At 65.2% G+C, this 15256-nt stretch carries 17 protein-coding genes; 10 read left to right on the top strand and 7 right to left on the bottom strand.

Translation table 11 applies throughout. The annotated features are described in order from the left end of the window. Positions 1 to 74: 74 nt before the first annotated feature. Positions 75 to 872, bottom strand: coding sequence for a glutamate racemase (gene murI, locus UP10_RS03670; RefSeq protein ID WP_044585985.1), 798 nt, complete (start codon positions 870 to 872; stop codon positions 75 to 77). A 182-nt stretch (positions 873 to 1054) separates the two neighbouring features. Here murI and UP10_RS03665 point away from each other — a divergent pair, with 182 nt between their 5' ends. Together UP10_RS03665 and UP10_RS03660 are read left to right on the top strand one after the other, a co-directional pair. Continuing rightward, entirely contained in the window at positions 1055 to 1618 is a 564-nt protein-coding gene (locus UP10_RS03665) for a cytochrome b (RefSeq protein WP_044585984.1), read from the top strand. Between the two features lie 15 nt (positions 1619 to 1633). Next, on the top strand, positions 1634 to 2665 hold the full coding sequence (locus UP10_RS03660) for an agmatine deiminase family protein (protein WP_044585983.1): 1032 nt from the start codon (positions 1634 to 1636) through the stop codon (positions 2663 to 2665). Between the two features lie 15 nt (positions 2666 to 2680). Here UP10_RS03660 and UP10_RS03655 read toward each other — a convergent pair whose 3' ends face one another. From UP10_RS03655 to UP10_RS03640, 4 genes are all read right to left on the bottom strand, one after another. Then, positions 2681 to 3853 (bottom strand): M20 aminoacylase family protein, encoded by a 1173-nt coding sequence (locus tag UP10_RS03655; RefSeq protein WP_044585982.1) that lies wholly within the window; start codon positions 3851 to 3853, stop codon positions 2681 to 2683. Between the two features lie 161 nt (positions 3854 to 4014). Further along, a complete protein-coding gene (purB, locus tag UP10_RS03650) occupies positions 4015 to 5322 on the bottom strand; it encodes an adenylosuccinate lyase (protein ID WP_044585981.1) in 1308 nt (435 codons plus the stop codon). Between the two features lie 205 nt (positions 5323 to 5527). Then, positions 5528 to 6181, bottom strand: a complete 654-nt coding sequence (locus UP10_RS03645) for a response regulator (protein ID WP_044585980.1) — start codon at positions 6179 to 6181, stop codon at positions 5528 to 5530. Continuing rightward, positions 6181 to 7563 carry a sensor histidine kinase gene (locus tag UP10_RS03640; protein WP_044585979.1) on the bottom strand — a complete coding sequence of 461 codons (1383 nt, stop codon included), beginning with the start codon at positions 7561 to 7563 and terminating at the stop codon, positions 6181 to 6183. Before UP10_RS03640 ends, UP10_RS03645 begins: the two co-directional genes overlap by 1 nt. Before the next feature lie 183 nt (positions 7564 to 7746). On the opposite strand from UP10_RS03640, the gene UP10_RS03635 reads away from it, so the two are divergent. From UP10_RS03635 to UP10_RS03610, 7 genes are all read left to right on the top strand, one after another. Then, positions 7747 to 8508, top strand: coding sequence for a MotA/TolQ/ExbB proton channel family protein (locus UP10_RS03635; protein WP_044586173.1), 762 nt, complete (start codon positions 7747 to 7749; stop codon positions 8506 to 8508). Next, positions 8498 to 9169, top strand: a complete 672-nt coding sequence (locus UP10_RS03630) for a DUF2135 domain-containing protein (RefSeq protein ID WP_044585978.1) — start codon at positions 8498 to 8500, stop codon at positions 9167 to 9169. The genes UP10_RS03635 and UP10_RS03630 overlap by 11 nt, the downstream gene beginning before the upstream one ends. Then, positions 9162 to 9767: a hypothetical protein gene (locus UP10_RS03625; protein ID WP_044585977.1), complete on the top strand. Its 606-nt coding sequence runs from the start codon at positions 9162 to 9164 to the stop codon at positions 9765 to 9767. Before UP10_RS03630 ends, UP10_RS03625 begins: the two co-directional genes overlap by 8 nt. Positions 9768 to 9982: 215 nt before the next feature. Beyond that, positions 9983 to 10117, top strand: a complete 135-nt coding sequence (locus UP10_RS46315; RefSeq protein WP_283806022.1) for a hypothetical protein — start codon at positions 9983 to 9985, stop codon at positions 10115 to 10117. Beyond that, on the top strand, positions 10114 to 10710 hold the full coding sequence (locus tag UP10_RS03620; protein WP_044585976.1) for a TetR/AcrR family transcriptional regulator: 597 nt from the start codon (positions 10114 to 10116) through the stop codon (positions 10708 to 10710). The genes UP10_RS46315 and UP10_RS03620 overlap by 4 nt, the downstream gene beginning before the upstream one ends. A 109-nt stretch (positions 10711 to 10819) precedes the next feature. Then, positions 10820 to 11560: a metallophosphoesterase family protein gene (locus tag UP10_RS03615; protein WP_044585975.1), complete on the top strand. Its 741-nt coding sequence runs from the start codon at positions 10820 to 10822 to the stop codon at positions 11558 to 11560. 18 nt (positions 11561 to 11578) lie between these two features. Further along, positions 11579 to 13039, top strand: a complete 1461-nt coding sequence (locus UP10_RS03610) for a serine/threonine protein kinase (protein ID WP_044586172.1) — start codon at positions 11579 to 11581, stop codon at positions 13037 to 13039. Between the two features lie 32 nt (positions 13040 to 13071). On the opposite strand, the gene UP10_RS43930 is transcribed toward UP10_RS03610, so the two are convergent. After that, positions 13072 to 13212 (bottom strand): hypothetical protein, encoded by a 141-nt coding sequence (locus tag UP10_RS43930; protein ID WP_156179637.1) that lies wholly within the window; start codon positions 13210 to 13212, stop codon positions 13072 to 13074. A 159-nt stretch (positions 13213 to 13371) separates the two neighbouring features. Further along, positions 13372 to 14073 carry a ribulose-phosphate 3-epimerase gene (rpe, locus tag UP10_RS03600; RefSeq protein ID WP_044541475.1) on the bottom strand — a complete coding sequence of 234 codons (702 nt, stop codon included), beginning with the start codon at positions 14071 to 14073 and terminating at the stop codon, positions 13372 to 13374. Positions 14074 to 14330: 257 nt separating this feature from the next. Between rpe and UP10_RS03595 the strand changes: the two genes are divergently transcribed. After that, positions 14331 to 15179 carry an EF-hand domain-containing protein gene (locus UP10_RS03595; RefSeq protein ID WP_044585973.1) on the top strand — a complete coding sequence of 283 codons (849 nt, stop codon included), beginning with the start codon at positions 14331 to 14333 and terminating at the stop codon, positions 15177 to 15179. The last annotated feature ends 77 nt before the right edge of the window (positions 15180 to 15256 follow it).

Here is a 15256-nt window from a genome sequence, read left to right as displayed (position 1 = left end):
CGATGGCATGCTTCCTTCGGGGAAGGCTGAACGCGAGAACCGGGGCCGCAGCTCGGACGGCGCCGCGGAAGGCCTCAGGCCGGCACGCGGCCGCCGAAGAATGGCGTCAGCGCCTGCGTCAGTCGGTGCGGGCGCTTCGAGGTGAAGATCATCTCGGCGCCGGCGGTATCGCTCTCGCTGCCGATGGGGCCGAGCAGGTCGGAGACGCGGCGGGCGATCGCCGGCGCCGGATCGATCCAGTCGACCGGCCAGGGCGCCAGCTTCGTCAGCCGGTCCAGCAGCAGCGGATAATGCGTGCAAGCGAGCACCACGGTGTCGGTGCGGGCGGGGTCGTCGGCGCCCTGGCCGATGAAGCAGGGCGCGAGCTCGGCTGCGATATCCTCGTCGCGCACCGCCTGCCCGCTCAGCGCGGCTTCCGCCAGCGAGGCGAGCTCGCCGGAACCCACGAGTGTGACCTCGCAGCCCTGCGCGAAATCGGAGATCAGCTTGCGGGTGTATTCCCGCTTCACGGTGCCCCTGGTGCCGAGCACCGAGACGTGCCGGGTCTTCGACGAGGCACAGGCCGGCTTGATCGCCGGCACGGTGCCGACAAAGGGCAGCCTGTAGGCGTCACGCAAATGCGCCATCACGAGCGTGGAGGCGGTGTTGCAGGCGATCACGACGAGGTCGGGTGCATGGGCCTCGATCAGTTCGCCGACCAGCGGCACCACGCGGGCGATGATCTCGTCCTCGCTGTGGTGGCCGTAGGGAAAGAAGGCGTCGTCGGCGACATAGACGTAGCGCGCCTCGGGCCGGGCCCGGACCACCTCGCGTAGCACCGTGAGGCCGCCGAGGCCGGAGTCGAAAATGAGGATCGTTGGAGGAGCTGACACGCGCAAATTCTATCCGAACCAGAGTTACCATTCAGTTGTTTTTGGCCTCCGCGTGACCTTGGGCCACACAAGGCGGTGACATTGCGGAATTTTAAATGGCCTTGACCGATACCTGTCACTATCAAGGCAAGCTATTGCTTTAACGTGCAAATCCGAGACGCGCCGCAGGGGGCCAATCGACCATGATCCGTAATACCGCCGCGAGCTGGGGCTCGCTCGCTCGCGCGTTCCATTGGGTGCTGGGCGCAGCCATCATCGGCATGATCGCCTATGGCTGGTGGATGAACCATTTTCCGGCGCGGCCGGATCGGTTCTTCTATCGCTCGATCCACGCCGATATCGGCTATCTGGTGCTGCTGCTCACCGTGCTGCGGCTGCTCTGGCGGGGCATCAATCCGACGCCGAAGCTGCCGTCGGACTTATCAGCCTGGCAACGGGTCGCTGCCCGCGTCAGCCATGGCGCGCTGTATGCCGTCACCATCCTGGTGGCGGTGCTGGGCTGGGCGCATTCCGGCGCCCGGACGCCTGACTATTCCAGCTTCTTCGGCCTGTTCCACGTGCCGCAGATCACCTCGCCAGACAAGGTGGCAGCCGGGGCCTATGAGGATCGCCACATCTTCTTCGCCTATGTGCTGCTGGCGCTGATCGTGCTGCATCTCGCCGCCGCGGCCTTCCATCATTTCGTCAGGCGCGACCGCGTTGCCGCGCGCATGGTGGGTGCGGGGCAGGCCGACCGCGCCAGCTAGGCCGACGAGGGCGGGATGATCGTGACTGATCCAGCGCGGGACAAAGCCAACTGGCGAATGCCGGACGAGGGCGCTCCGCATGCCGCCACCTGGATGGCCTTTGGTGCCAGCGCAGCGATATGGGGCGGCAGGTTGCTTCCCGCAGCCAGGGAAAATCTCGCCAACATTGCCAAAGCCATCGCAGTCCGTGAACCCGTGAACATGCTGGTGCGCGAGGAGGACACCGAGATTGCCTCGCGGCTTTGCGGCCCCACGGTCGACCTTGTCGTTCAAGCGATCGATGATGTGTGGATGCGCGACACGGGGCCGGTTTTTGTGATCGATCCATCGGGACGGATCGGTGCCGTCGGGTTCAATTTCAACGGCTGGGGCAACAAGCAACGCCATTCGCTCGATGCCGGGGTCGCAAAACATGTCGCCCAAACTGCGAAGGCAATTTTCGTCAAGGCCGGCCTCGTGCTGGAAGGCGGCGGTATCGAAGTCGACGGTGAAGGCACTGCCATCATCACCGAGAGCTGCGTTCTCAACCCGAACCGCGACCTCGGTGTGTCCAGGGACACCTGCGAGTCGGAACTGTCTCGCGTCCTCGGGCTGGACAAGATCATCTGGCTGCCCGGCATTGCCGGCAAGGAGATCACCGACGGGCATATCGATTTCTATGCACGATTTGCCCGTCCCGGGGTTGTCGTGGCCGGCCTGGAATTGGATCCGTCGTCGTTTGACCACGGGGTCACCAAACGACATCTGGATATCCTGCGCGGTGCGACCGATGCGAAGGGCCGACGCCTTGATGTCGTGGTGCTGCCGGGGCCGTCGACATGGCGTGCAAAGTACGACAATAACGACTTCGCCGCCGGATACATCAATGTCTACGTTTGCAACGGCGCCGTGATCGCCCCCGAATTCGGCGACGCGACGGCGGACCGCAAGGCACGCGATACCTTGCGGGAGCTGTTTCCGGATCGGGAGATCGTCCAGCTCAACATCGACGGCATTGCCGCCGGCGGCGGCGGAATTCACTGCACGACGCAACAGCAGCCGCGCTGATAAAACGGGTGATGCTTACCCCGCCGGCATCGTCTTCTCGACCAGCCGCACCCAGTAGGATGCGCCGTGGCCCAAGATATTATCGTTGAAGATGTAGCCCGGGTGATGGCATTCGTTGCCGTCGCCCATGCCAAGAAACACGAAGGCGCCGGGGCGGGCTTCCAGCATGAACGAAAAGTCTTCAGCGCCCATCAGCGGCGTGGTGCGGTCGTCGACGCGGTCGTTGCCGACCACGTCGCGCGCCACGTCCGCGGCGACACCGGCTTCGCGCGCATGGTTCATCGTCACCGGATACATCCGGTTATATTTGGTCTCGGCCGATCCGCCATAGGCGCGGGCAACGCTCTCGGCGACTTCGCCGATGCGGCGTTCGACGAGATCGCGGATCTCCGGATCGAGCGTGCGCACGGTGCCCGCGAGATGCGCGATCTCCGGAATGACGTTGAAGGCGGTGCCGGCATTGAACTTCGTGATCGAGATCACGGCCGATTTCAGCGGATCGACGTTGCGCGCGACGATCGACTGCAGGGCGTTGACGATCTGCGAGCCGATCAGAACGCTGTCGACCGCGCGGTGCGGGCCGGCGCCGGCATGGCCGCCCTTGCCGTGGACCGTGATCTCCAGCGAGTCCGCCGAGGCAAGCAGCGCTCCCGGCTTGGTGGCGAAATGGCCTTCGGGCAGGCCCGGCATGTTGTGCAGGCCGTAGACCTCCTGGATGCCCCAGCGGGTCATCAGCCCGTCGTCGACCATCGCCTTGCCGCCGCCACCGCCTTCCTCGGCGGGCTGGAAGATGACGATGGCGGTGCCGTCGAAATTGCGGGTCTCGGCGAGATATTTGGCAGCACCGAGCAGCATCGCGGTGTGGCCGTCATGGCCGCAGGCGTGCATCTTGCCCGGGACCTTCGAGGCGTAGGCCACGCCCGAGGTCTCCTGCATCGGCAGCGCATCCATGTCGGCACGCAGGCCGACGGTCTTGCCCGAATTGCTCTTGCGGCCGCGGATCACGCCGACCACGCCGGTGCGGCCAATGCCGGTCACCACCTCGTCGCAGCCGAACTCGCGCAGGCGATCGGCGACGATGCCGGCGGTGCGGTGGACGTCGTAGAGCAGTTCCGGATTCTCGTGGAAGTCATGGCGCCAGGCGGCCATTTCATCCGAGAGAGCGGCGACGCGATTGACGATGGGCATGGGATGGGTCCGTTTCTTGTTTGTAGGGCGGGTGAGCGTAGCGTAACCAACAGCGATGTCACGAGGTAAGGAGCCGTCATTCCGGGGCACCCGAAGGGTGAACCCGGAATCTCGAGATTCCGGGTTCGATGCTTCGCATCGCCCCGGAATGACGGGAGTGTTCAGCTCTCCCCGAACACCCGCTTGAAGATCGTGTCGACATGCTTGAGGTGATAGCCGAGGTCGAACCGCTCCTCGATCTCGGCGTCGGTCAGGTATTTCTTCACGTCGGCGTCCTGCTTCAGCAGCGTCTGGAAGTCGCCTTCGCCGCGCCACACCGGCATCGCGTTGCGCTGCACGTATTTGTAGGCGTCCTCGCGGCTGGCGCCCTTTTGCGTCAGCGCCATCAGCACGCGCTGCGAATGCACGAGGCCGCCGAGGCGGTCGAGGTTCTTCTGCATGTTCTCTGGATAAACCAGCAGCTTCTCGATCAGCCCGGCGAGCCGGACCAGCGCGAAATCGAGCGTCACGGTGGCATCGGGAGCGATCATGCGCTCGGCCGAGGAGTGCGAGATGTCGCGCTCATGCCAGAGCACGACGTTCTCCATCGCCGGCAGCGCATAGGCGCGCACCATGCGCGCGAGGCCGGAGAGGTTTTCCGACAGCACCGGGTTGCGCTTGTGCGGCATCGCGGATGAGCCCTTCTGGCCCTCGGAGAAGAACTCTTCGGCTTCCAGCACCTCGGTGCGCTGCAGATGACGGATCTCCACCGCCAGCCGCTCGACCGAGGAGGCGATCACGCCGAGCGTCGCAAAATACATCGCATGGCGGTCGCGCGGGATCACTTGCGTGGAGATCGGCTCCGGCCGCAAGCCCATCGCCTTGGCGACGTGCTCTTCGACCCGCGGGTCGATCTGGGCGAAGGTGCCGACCGCGCCCGAGATCGCGCAGGTCGAGATTTCCTCGCGCGCCGCGACCAGGCGGGCGCGGGCGCGGCTGAATTCGGCATAGGCATAGGCGAGCTTCAGGCCGAAAGTGACCGGCTCGGCATGGATGCCGTGGGAGCGGCCGATGGTCGGCGTCATCTTGTGCTCGAAGGCGCGTGTCTTCAGCGCCGCAAGCACACGATCGAGATCGGCGAGCAACAGGTCGGCGGCGCGCTTGAGCTGGACGTTGAGGCAGGTGTCGAGCACGTCCGACGACGTCATGCCCTGGTGCACGAACCGCGCCTCGGGGCCGATGATCTCGGCCAGATGGGTGGTGAAGGCGATCACGTCATGCTTGGTCTCGCGCTCGATCTCGTCGATCCGCGCGACATCGAAGGTCGCGTCCCTGGCCTTGGCCCAGATCGTCTTCGCGGCCTCCTTGGGGATCACGCCGAGCTCGGCCTGCGCGTCGGCGGCATGCGCCTCGATCTCGAACCAGATCTTGAAACGCGTCTGCGGCTCCCAGATCGAGGCCATTTCCGGGCGGGTATAGCGGGGGATCATCGAAAACTCCGGAGCAGGTGGGCGGGGCGCGAGGGGACGTCCGGCCGATTTGTTTTTACGCCGCGCTATAGCAAATCGGGCCCGCGGAGGCCACCCGTACGGGGCTCTTGGGAGGGGAAAACGGGGGCGTTTCGAGGGGCCAAAATCCAGTTGGGCGGCAGACTCCGCTTCGCCTCTCCCCGCGAAGAGCGGGGCGAGGGAGACGTTAGAGATTGGCCAACCCGCATTCGACGGCCAAGCGGACGAGCTGCGCGTCGGTCCGCATGCCGGTCTTGGCCTTTATCAGATAGTGGTAGTTCTGCACGGTCTTGGTGCTGAGATTGAGATTGTCCGCGATCTGCTCCTTGGTGCTGCCTGCCGCAAGCTGGCGCAGGATCTCGATCTCCCGTTCGCCCAACTGGTCGAGCACCGATTGCGTCGGCACCAGGCTGTCCATCGCCAGCACCCGGGCGATATCGTCGCTCATCGCGTGCTCGCCGCGGGCCACGATGCGGATCGCATCGATCAGCGCCGCCGGTTCGCTGCCCTTGGTGACGAAGCCGCTGGCGCCGGCGCCGAACGCTGCCTTCACCTGCGCCGCTTCGCTGTGCATGCTGAAGACCAGGATGCGGGCCTCGGGGCTGCGCGCGCGGATGTTGCGGATCGCCTCCAGGCCGCTCGCCCCCGGCATCGAGATATCCATGATCACGACATCAGGGTCGTGCGACTTGAACGCGCGATACGCGTTCGCCGCGTTGTCGGCTTCCGCAACCACCCGGAAATCGTCCTGATGTTCCAGCACGCGCCGGTAGCCCTGCCGGACGACGGGATGGTCGTCGACCAGCAGGATCGAGATATCTCTGGTCTTCGACGCGGTCATCACGCGGCGAGCGGGATGGTGGCGGCGACGCTGAGGCCGCGGCTTGCGCGTGCGATCGACAGAGAGCCGCCAAGGGCTGCCACGCGTTCGCTGACGCCGGTGAGGCCGAAGCCCGCCGACCGCGCCACCTTGGCCGCGTCGCCGCCGCCATCGTCCTCGACGCGGATCAGCAGCGTATTCTCCGGTCCAGCTCTCCGCTCGATCCGAAGCACGATCTCGCGGGCGTCGCTGTGGCGCAACGCGTTGGTCAGGCATTCCTGCGCGACGCGGTAGGCGGTGGCAGCGACCTTGCCGCTGATATCGGCGAGATCACCGTGCAGGTCGAGCTGGATCAGCGGCTGCGTCGTGGCCTGCGATCGCCAGCTGTCGACGAGGTCGACGAGGCTCGCCTCCAGCCCGAGCTCCTCGGCCGGCGGATGGCGCAGCCGGCTCAGCGTGCCGCGCAGGCAGGTCATGATATGGCGCGTTGCCTGCGAGATCATGCGGGCGTCCTGCGCGATTTCGCTTGCGTTGGTCTTGTCTTGCTTGTTCTGCGTACTGCTCGCCTCGATCGTGGTGGCGAAGGCGAGGACCGCGGTCAGGTTTTGCCCGAATTCATCGTGCAGCTCGCGGGCCAGCGCGCGCCGCTCGTCGTTGCGGATTTCGAGCAGACGCCGCGTCAAGACGGCGCGTTCCTCCTGGGCCTGCGCGAGGCGCTCGCCGAGATCGCTGACCGCCTGTCCGATCATCGCCAGTTCCATCGAGCGGATCCGCGGCAATGGTGTCCGGTATTGGCCATCAGCCATGCGCTGCAGCGCCGCGACGATCGAGCGCGCCGGCGCCAGTGTATGCGCGATGGCCAATGAGGCCAGCAGCGCGATCGCCAACGCCATCAGCAGCGCGACGTGGATGTTATCAAGGATGTGCTGCCAAGCCAGCGCGACCGCGGCATCCGGATCGGGGTTGGCGAGCACGGTTCCCGCGGTTGCGGCGCGGGTGCTGATCGGTTGCGTCACGGTCGCATGATTGCCGAGCACCGTCTGCACGATAGCGCCGAACCAGCGCGGCGGCGCCCTGCCGATCCCCTTGCTCTGGCCGCACAGGGGCCTCTCGAACGCGCCCGCCGGCTCGAACTGGACGCAGATCCCGGGCGAGATCAGCCCCATCGTCTCGATGGTGCGCCAGTCGGGCGACGGCAGCAATTGCTCGCGCATGCGATTGCTGCGCAACAGCAATTCACGCCAGTAGAGCGCTTCGAGCGCCTGCGAGACCCGCTCGGCGGATGCGGACGTGGCGCGATCGACACTGCGGTAGGCATCGATCGTGGCCCAGATCGTGGCCGCTCCCAGGCACAAGGCGACGATGACGAGCAGGCGGGCGACCAGTTGAAGCACGAGGCGCATGCGATCCACTCCACAATCTGTGGCTAAGCGTAACAGCAGCGCCATTCTCCGCCAATTGCAAGCCGGGCGATGCCAACAGGTCGGGAAATTTGCCCGATGATGCTTGGGCAGATGTCTTTGGACGGCGCTTGCCGCCTCTGGTCTTCTGTTCTGGCGAGGCAGTCTCGCAAGGAGCGAATGCAGATGAGTGCCAAGGGCGGAGCCGCGGCCGCATCGTCAGGCACGGACACGGCGGAACGCAGCGTCCTGCTGCTATGGATGATCTTCACCGGCATCTCGATTTTTGCCGTGTTCCTGCTCTGGCGCTACGGGCTGGTCCGTCTGATGGTCAGTTCCGACCGAACCTACATTTCGAGCGTGATCGCTGTTCTCTACGTCGTCACTTGTGCGCATTGCTTCTGGCGGACGCGGGCGATCGCGCGTGAGGGCGAGGAGGCTCGGGGCTGTCGCGCGATCCTGGCGGCGCCTGACGGCACCAAGGCGCTTGCCGCTGATGCGCAGCGCCTGCCGGGCGGGCTGGTCAGCGATCACATCCGCAGCCTGGTGCAGAAGGCCGCGGCCCAGGGCGCCGGCCGGATCGACCAAACGCTGCTACTTCGGACACTGGCGGACCGCCTGCGCGGTTCCAACGGCTTCGGCGCCTTCGTCTCCGACACGCTGATGAAACTCGGGCTGCTCGGAACCATCATTGGCTTCATCATCATGTTGGCGCCGATCGCCACGCTCGATGCCGCCGACAAGGTCGCGATGAAGTCGTCGATGGGGCTAATGAGCGACGGCATGGCGGTCGCGATGTATACGACGCTGGCGGGCCTGATCGGATCGATCCTGGTCAGGATCCAGTACTACATGCTCGATTCCGCGACCCAGCGGGTGTTTTCCGATGCCGTCATGCTGACCGAGACGCATGTTACGCCGGCTTTGGAACGCCGTCATGATGGATGATTTCGGCCTCTATCCGCGCGAGGAGTCATTCGATCCGCTCGGCGTGATGCTGTTCAAGGCGCTTCAGGTGATCTCGTTCCTGTTCTTCCTGGCGCTGCTTTCGGTGTCGCCGGATGCCAAGGACGGCAAGATCGAGTCCAAGGCCGAATTCATCATCACGATGGACTGGCCGGACAATCATCCTGACGATCTCGACCTGTTCGTGCAGGACCCCGCCGGCAACATTGCCTGGTACCGGCATCGCGAGGCCGGGTTCCTGACCCTCGACCGCGACGATCGCGGCGGCGCCAACGACTTCATCGTGGTCAACGGCAAGAAGATTGCGTCACCGATCCGCGAGGAGATCGTCACGGTGCGTGGCATCGTCCCCGGCGAATACACCGTCAACATCTCGCATTTCCAGGCGACGACCGGCGAGCCGGTCGAGGCGAATGTGAAGGTGCAGAAGCTCAATCCGACGGCGCAGGTGATCTTCGACAACAAGCTGATCGTAAACCACACCGGCGACGAGAAGACCGCGGTCCGGTTTCGCCTCGATTCCGAGGGCAAGGTGATCAACGTCGACCGGCGGCCGAAATCGCTGCTCGAGACGTTTCGCAATGTCCGCGCCAACGGTGCCGATCTCGATCCGAAGACAGGGGTGAGGATGCACCGTGAGTAGCTTGCAGTCGGTCATCCTGACGCTCGCGGTCGCCTATGCGGTGATCGGTGCGCTGTTGTTGATCGTATTGGTCTATGCGCGGCTGCATTGGTCGGCGAAGGCGATCGCGATCATCGTGACCAGCACCTTCTATGTCGTCAGCTTCGGCGGCATGCGCGGGCTGCTCGGCTGGGCCACAACGGACCGGCTGCCTGCGGCCTTCAAGCTGCTGCAGGCGCGGATCGTGGAGCCGCATTCGCTGGAGGGCGACCCCGGTGCGATCTATCTGTGGGTCGAGGAACTCGACGAGGACAATCGGCCAAGCGCCGTTCCCCGGGCCTTCCGCGTTCCCTACACCGACGCGCTGGCCGAGCAGACCCACACCGCGGAGAACGAGATCAAGGCCGGGCATCCCCAAGGCGGCCGGGCTGCGGATTTTGGCGGAGGCGAGGGGACCATCCTGGACCTCGTCAGGGAGTACGTCACGCCGAAGACGATCCTGGAGACATCGGGCGGCGATTCCACGACCGGCGAGTTCAGGCCCCCGCCGGCGGGCGCACAGGGATCGGTTTTCACCCCACTGCCGCCGCCCCGGATGCCGCCCAAGGACGCCGAATAGGGCCCCGGGAAGGGTTCTCGGGTTCCCGAGGTCCCAGGGCAGCCCGGGCTCATTTTCCCGACCGGTGGACTTAAGATAATTGTCTGACAGATATTGAAATCTGTCAGCGCGATGGTATATTCCCGATGACGCCGGGGCTAGGGTGTCACGTGGTGTTCGGCGTTTGGCCGGCGGCTCGGCCTGAACTTCAATGACTACCTCTAAGGACTACCCCCATGACTATCGAAATCATCCATTTGACCTCCCAGATTCAACAGTGGCTCAACGTTCGCGTCGCCCGCCATTTGGCCGCCCAGGCCGCCAAATTCTCCCGCGGCCAGGACAGCGATAACCAGACGGTAAACGCATGAACGAGACGGTGGTTTTGACGCCCGAGCGGATCCTCGAAGCAACCGAGGATGTTTTGAGGCGCTTCGGGCTCGCCAAGGCCACCGTCGTCGACGTTGCCCGTGCGCTGGATGTCAGCCACGGCAGCGTCTACCGCCATTTCCCCAGCAAGGCCTCGCTGCGCGATGCCGTGGCCAAGCGTTGGCTCGATCGGGCCAATGAGCCGCTGTGCAAGCTCGCGGCGTCATCCGGCCCGGCGCCGGAGCGGCTCGAGAAATGGCTGCGCACGATGTTTGCGATCAAGCAGAAGAAAGTCTGCGACGATCCGGAGATGTTCGCGACCTATCTGGCGCTGGCGCAGGACGCCCGCGAGGTGGTGGAGGCCTACAAGGACAAGCAGGTCGACCTGCTCGCAAAGATCCTGTCCGACGGCGTGACGCAGGGCGTGTTCGCGATTGACGACGTCAAGGCAACGGCACGCGCCGTGTTCGACGCGACCGTCCGCTACCACCATCCGGCGCATGCCGAGGAATGGGCCAAGCCGGAATGCCCGTCGCGGATCGAAGCCCTGATCAGCCTGCTGCTGAAGGGCCTGGAAGCGCCGCGCAAGCACTAGCGCTAGCTTTCTCTTCCGATATTCCCTCATCGACTGACGCCTTTGGCCCGATTGCGAGCCAGGGGTTGCGTGTGCTTGATATCGGCTGGGACTGGGAACGCGGACGACCATGCGGCTTGCGCTGTTTGCCGATATTCACGCCAACCGGCAGGCCTTCGCCGCCTGCCTCGAGGCTGCGCGGGCGCGCGGCGCCGAACGCCTGATCTGCCTCGGCGATATCGTCGGCTACGGCGCCGATCCGGAATGGGCCGTCGATACGGTGACGGACCTCGTGGCCAAGGGCGCGATCGCGGTGCGCGGCAACCATGACAATGCGATCGGAGTGCCCGGCGACAGCATGAATGCCGATGCGCAGGCCGCGATCGACTGGACCCGCGGCAGGCTCAGCGCTGAGCAGCGCGCGTTCCTTGCTGGTTTGCCGATCATGCGCGAGGAGGACAACCGCCTTTACGTGCATTCGGAGGCGTCGGATCCGGAGGGGTGGCGCTATGTCCGCGATTCCTCCGACGCCGCGCGCAGCATGATGGCGACCGAGCAGCACGTCACGTTCTGCGGCCATATCCACCGGCCCGGCCTCTACTCGCTGTCGTCGGCCGCGAAGATGACGAGCTTCGTTCCGACCGCCGATATCGAGGTGCAACTGCTGACGGGGCGGCGCTGGCTCGCGGTGCTCGGCTCGGTCGGGCAGCCGCGCGACGGCGATCCCGCCGCGTCGTTCGCGATGTTCGATACGGTGAGCCGCGCCATCACCTATCTGCGCGTGCCTTACGACGTCGACGCCGCGGCGACGCGGATCAGGGTGAGCGGCCTGCCGCGCTGGCTGGCCGATCGCCTGTTGATCGGCAGGTGATCCGTGGTCGTCCAAGCGATGCAGCCGGGCGCTGAGATCGATGGCTTCACCGTCGGTGAACTGGTCCACCGTGGCGGCATGGCGACGCTGTGGAGCGTGACGCATCCCGGCATCGATGTGGCTCTGCTGATGAAGGTGCCGCTGACGTCGGAGGGTGAGGATCCGGCGGCGATCGTCAGCTTCGAGATGGAACAGATGATCCTGCCGCGGCTCTCAGGGCCGCACGTGCCGGCCTGTTTCGGCACCGGCGATTTTGAGCGACAGGCCTATGTGGTGATGGAGCGCATTGCCGGCCAAACGCTCTACAAGCGGCTCGGCAATCTGCCGCTGGGTTACGAGGAGGCGAGGGTGATCGCCGGCAAGATTGCGTCCGCGCTCGCCAATCTGCACCGGCAGAACGTCATCCACCACGACATCAAGCCGAGCAGCATCATGTTCCGCGAGCGTGGCGAGGCAGTGCTGATCGATTTCGGCCTGTCGCACCACAACCATCTGCCCGATCTCCTGCAGGAGGAGTTTCGCCTGCCTTACGGCACCGCGCCCTACATGGCGCCGGAGCGCCTGCTCGGCGTCCGCGACGATCCGCGCAGCGACCTGTTCTCGCTCGGCGTGCTGCTGTATTTCTTCACCACGGGTGTGCGGCCGTTCGGCGAGACCGAGACCTTGCGCGGCATGCGCCGGCGGCTGTGGCGCGATCCCACGCCGCCGCGCAAGCTTCGGGGCGACTATCCGCCCTGGCTGCAGGAGATCGTGCTGCGCTGCCTGGAGATCGACCCGGCCGCGCGCTATCCGACCGCCGCCCAGCTTGCCTTCGAGCTCGCCCATCCTGAAAAGGTGAAACTGACGGCGCGATCGCAGCGCATCAAGCGCGATCCGCTCAGGACCGTCTGGCACCGCCGCTTCAATCTCGGCACGATGCAGCCGCAGCCAAAGTCCGATGTCGAGGCCCAGCTCGCGTCGAGCCCGATCGTCGCGGTCGCGCTGGATACCGCTGAGGGGTCCGGCGCGCTGAACGAGGCCATTCGCGTCGCCGCCGAGCAGGCGCTCTCGACCTTGCCCTCGGCCCGGCTGGCCTGCTTGAGCGTGTTGAAGCTGAATCTCCTGGCGCTCGACCGGACGCTCGACGAGCAGGGCCAGAACAAGCATGTCGACCGCCTGGTGGCGCTCCAGCATTGGGCGCGACCGTTCCGGCTCGACGAGTCCAGGCTCACCGTGCACGTGCTGGAGGCGATCGATCCCGCCGCCGCCATCCTGGAATTTGCCGCGGTCAATCTCGTTGATCACATCATCATCGGCGCGCGGCAGAACTCGATGATGCGCTCGCTGCTCGGCAGCGTCTCGGCAAAGATTGCATCGGAAGCGCCATGCACCGTGACCGTGGTGCGGCCCTCGCGCCTGGCGTCGCTGGCGGGCGACAACGATGAAGCGGCGGAACGGCCGGCCAATGAGGCCGCGGTCACGCCACCAGGATTGTTCTGATCAAGCGACGGCTCGCACGCCGCGGATTGCCGTCAGACGCGGCGCAGGTAAGCGCATGTGACGCGCGCCGCATTGGCCCGCTCGGGCGATGTCACGTACATGCGCCGCGCGACGAACGCTACGTTCAAGCCAATCCACAAGGGTAAACCCGTCCAAACAATGGCCATCGTCATGATGCGCCTCCCTCAATATATTTTGAGATTGTTGTGCATCGTTTTGGATGAGTCTGTGAAGACCGTATGAATACGTTGCTCGCACGAATGTTGTGCATGCGGCAGCGCAGCAGTTTAGTGTGCGCCGCACCTTCAGGCAGCGGCGCGCGCTGTTGTCTATTAGATCGCTTCTCCGCGCGCCTGCGCGGCGGCGTTGCGGATGGCCGCGATGTTGGTCTTGTAGGCCTCGACGGTGCCGCCCTTGAACACCGCTGAGCCGGCAACAAAGGCATTGGCGCCGGCGGCCGCAAGTTGGCCCGCGACGTCGGGCGCGACACCGCCGTCGACCTCGATGTCGATCGGGCGTCCGGCGGTCATCGCCCTGACGTCGCTGACCTTGCCGAGCGCCGAGCGGATGAAGGCCTGGCCGCCGAAGCCGGGATTGACGGACATCACGAGCACGAGGTCGACCAGGTCGAGCACGTACTCGATCGCGCTTGGCGGGGTTCCCGGATTGAGCGAGACGCCGGCCTTCTTGCCGAGCGCGCGGATCGCCTGCAGCGAGCGATGCAGATGCGGGCCGGCCTCGGCATGCACCGTGATGTGGTCGCAGCCCGCCTTGGCGAAGGCTTCAAGATACGGATCGCACGGCGAGATCATCAGATGCGCGTCGAAGATCTTCTTGGTGTGCGGCCGCATCGCCTTGATGACGTCGGGGCCATAAGAGATGTTCGGCACGAAATGCCCATCCATCACGTCGAGATGGAGCCAGTCGGCGCCGGCCTGGTCGACCGCGCGGACCTCCTCGCCGAGCCTGGAGAAATCCGACGCCAGGATCGACGGCGCGATGACGAGGGGACGCGGAGCGAATGACTGGGACATATGCGCTTTCCCTGAAGGCTTCGAGAGCCGTGTGATGGCCCCGCCTAACATGCGGATACGTAGTGGGCAATGCGAGGGCGATCTCGGAACTGTGGGCGGAAAAATCTGCCGCGGCGGCAGCTCTTGCCGGGTGTTCCGAACCACCTCCGTTGCGGGAAATACCCGATTTTATTGAGTTTTTGCCATGGCACGTCGCTTGCTCAGAGTACTGGCATGGGGTTCGAGCCGCCGCGCGCGGCGTTGTGTGGAGTACTGCCATGTTGTTTGCCCTTGGCGCCGCGTCGTCGGCCCTGGACATTTTGAGCCTGCTGACCTCGTCGAAGTCGTCGTCACCGACGGCATCGTCGTCGTCATCAGCGTCGTCGACGAGTTCCAGCCAGAGCAGCGGCCTGTTCGATGCCTCGACGATCGCATCGAGTTCGACCGCCAGCAGCACGAGTGCCGGATCCGCCAGCGGCTGCCCGCAGATCTCGCCGGAGATGATGAGCGCGCTGCTGTCAGCGCAAAGCCAGTCGCAGACCACAGCCTCGGCCGGCACGAGCGGTTCGACCAGTTCCGCCAGCTCGACCGGCACGACCTCAACCAGTTCCTCGAGCGCGCTGCAGGATCTGTTCTCGCAGATCGACGCCAACGGTGACGGTTCGATCTCCAAATCGGAATTCGAGAGTGCGCTTGGCGCCGGCGGCACCAACACCGCACAGGCCGACGACGTTTTCTCGAAGCTCGACACCAATGGCGACGGTTCGGTGAGCCTCGACGAGATGTCGAAGGCGCTGCAGGGCCACAAGGGCGGCGGCCACCATCACCACATGGCCGATAGTTCGACCGACGGCACCAGCTCCAGCAGCGGCTCGGGCTCCAGCGGCTCCGGTGGATCGAGCTCGACCGATGGCACCACCAGCACCACGGTAACCAACAGCGACGGCTCGACCACGACCACGATGACCTACGCCGACGGTTCGAAGGTGTCGATGACGTCGGCGGCGGCCTCGGCGTCTACCTCCAGCAACGCGACCTCGTCCTACAATTTCATCGAGCAGCTGATTCAGCGCCAGTCGCAGCAGATTGCCGCACAGGCCTCGTCATCGGTGGCGCTTACCGCGTAGGTTGATCGCGCAGGCGGCTTTCCTTCGCCTCTCCCCGCGTGCAGGGAGAGGCCATAACGCATCGCAAGATGCGTTGC

The sequence above is a fragment of the Bradyrhizobium sp. LTSPM299 genome, assembly GCF_000938235.1.
Taxonomy (GTDB): domain Bacteria; phylum Pseudomonadota; class Alphaproteobacteria; order Rhizobiales; family Xanthobacteraceae; genus Bradyrhizobium.
Note: the sequence above shows the minus strand (reverse complement) of the source record. Positions and strands in the feature narration are given on the sequence as shown.

Excerpts from the sequence above, each read along its gene's own strand:
- UP10_RS03630 (WP_044585978.1), top strand. The coding sequence starts at position 8,498 with ATGATGGATGATTTCGGCCTCTATCCGCGCGAGGAGTCATTCGATCCG.
- UP10_RS03635 (WP_044586173.1), top strand. The coding sequence starts at position 7,747 with ATGAGTGCCAAGGGCGGAGCCGCGGCCGCATCGTCAGGCACGGACACG.
- UP10_RS03665 (WP_044585984.1), top strand. The coding sequence starts at position 1,055 with ATGATCCGTAATACCGCCGCGAGCTGGGGCTCGCTCGCTCGCGCGTTC.
- UP10_RS03595 (WP_044585973.1), top strand. The coding sequence starts at position 14,331 with ATGTTGTTTGCCCTTGGCGCCGCGTCGTCGGCCCTGGACATTTTGAGC.
- UP10_RS03615 (WP_044585975.1), top strand. The coding sequence starts at position 10,820 with ATGCGGCTTGCGCTGTTTGCCGATATTCACGCCAACCGGCAGGCCTTC.
- UP10_RS03610 (WP_044586172.1), top strand. The coding sequence starts at position 11,579 with ATGCAGCCGGGCGCTGAGATCGATGGCTTCACCGTCGGTGAACTGGTC.
- UP10_RS03660 (WP_044585983.1), top strand. The coding sequence starts at position 1,634 with ATGATCGTGACTGATCCAGCGCGGGACAAAGCCAACTGGCGAATGCCG.
- UP10_RS03655 (WP_044585982.1), bottom strand. The coding sequence starts at position 3,853 with ATGCCCATCGTCAATCGCGTCGCCGCTCTCTCGGATGAAATGGCCGCC.
- UP10_RS03640 (WP_044585979.1), bottom strand. The coding sequence starts at position 7,563 with ATGCGCCTCGTGCTTCAACTGGTCGCCCGCCTGCTCGTCATCGTCGCC.
- UP10_RS43930 (WP_156179637.1), bottom strand. The coding sequence starts at position 13,212 with ATGACGATGGCCATTGTTTGGACGGGTTTACCCTTGTGGATTGGCTTG.
- UP10_RS03645 (WP_044585980.1), bottom strand. The coding sequence starts at position 6,181 with ATGACCGCGTCGAAGACCAGAGATATCTCGATCCTGCTGGTCGACGAC.
- purB (WP_044585981.1), bottom strand. The coding sequence starts at position 5,322 with ATGATCCCCCGCTATACCCGCCCGGAAATGGCCTCGATCTGGGAGCCG.
- UP10_RS46315 (WP_283806022.1), top strand. The coding sequence starts at position 9,983 with ATGACTATCGAAATCATCCATTTGACCTCCCAGATTCAACAGTGGCTC.
- rpe (WP_044541475.1), bottom strand. The coding sequence starts at position 14,073 with ATGTCCCAGTCATTCGCTCCGCGTCCCCTCGTCATCGCGCCGTCGATC.
- UP10_RS03620 (WP_044585976.1), top strand. The coding sequence starts at position 10,114 with ATGAACGAGACGGTGGTTTTGACGCCCGAGCGGATCCTCGAAGCAACC.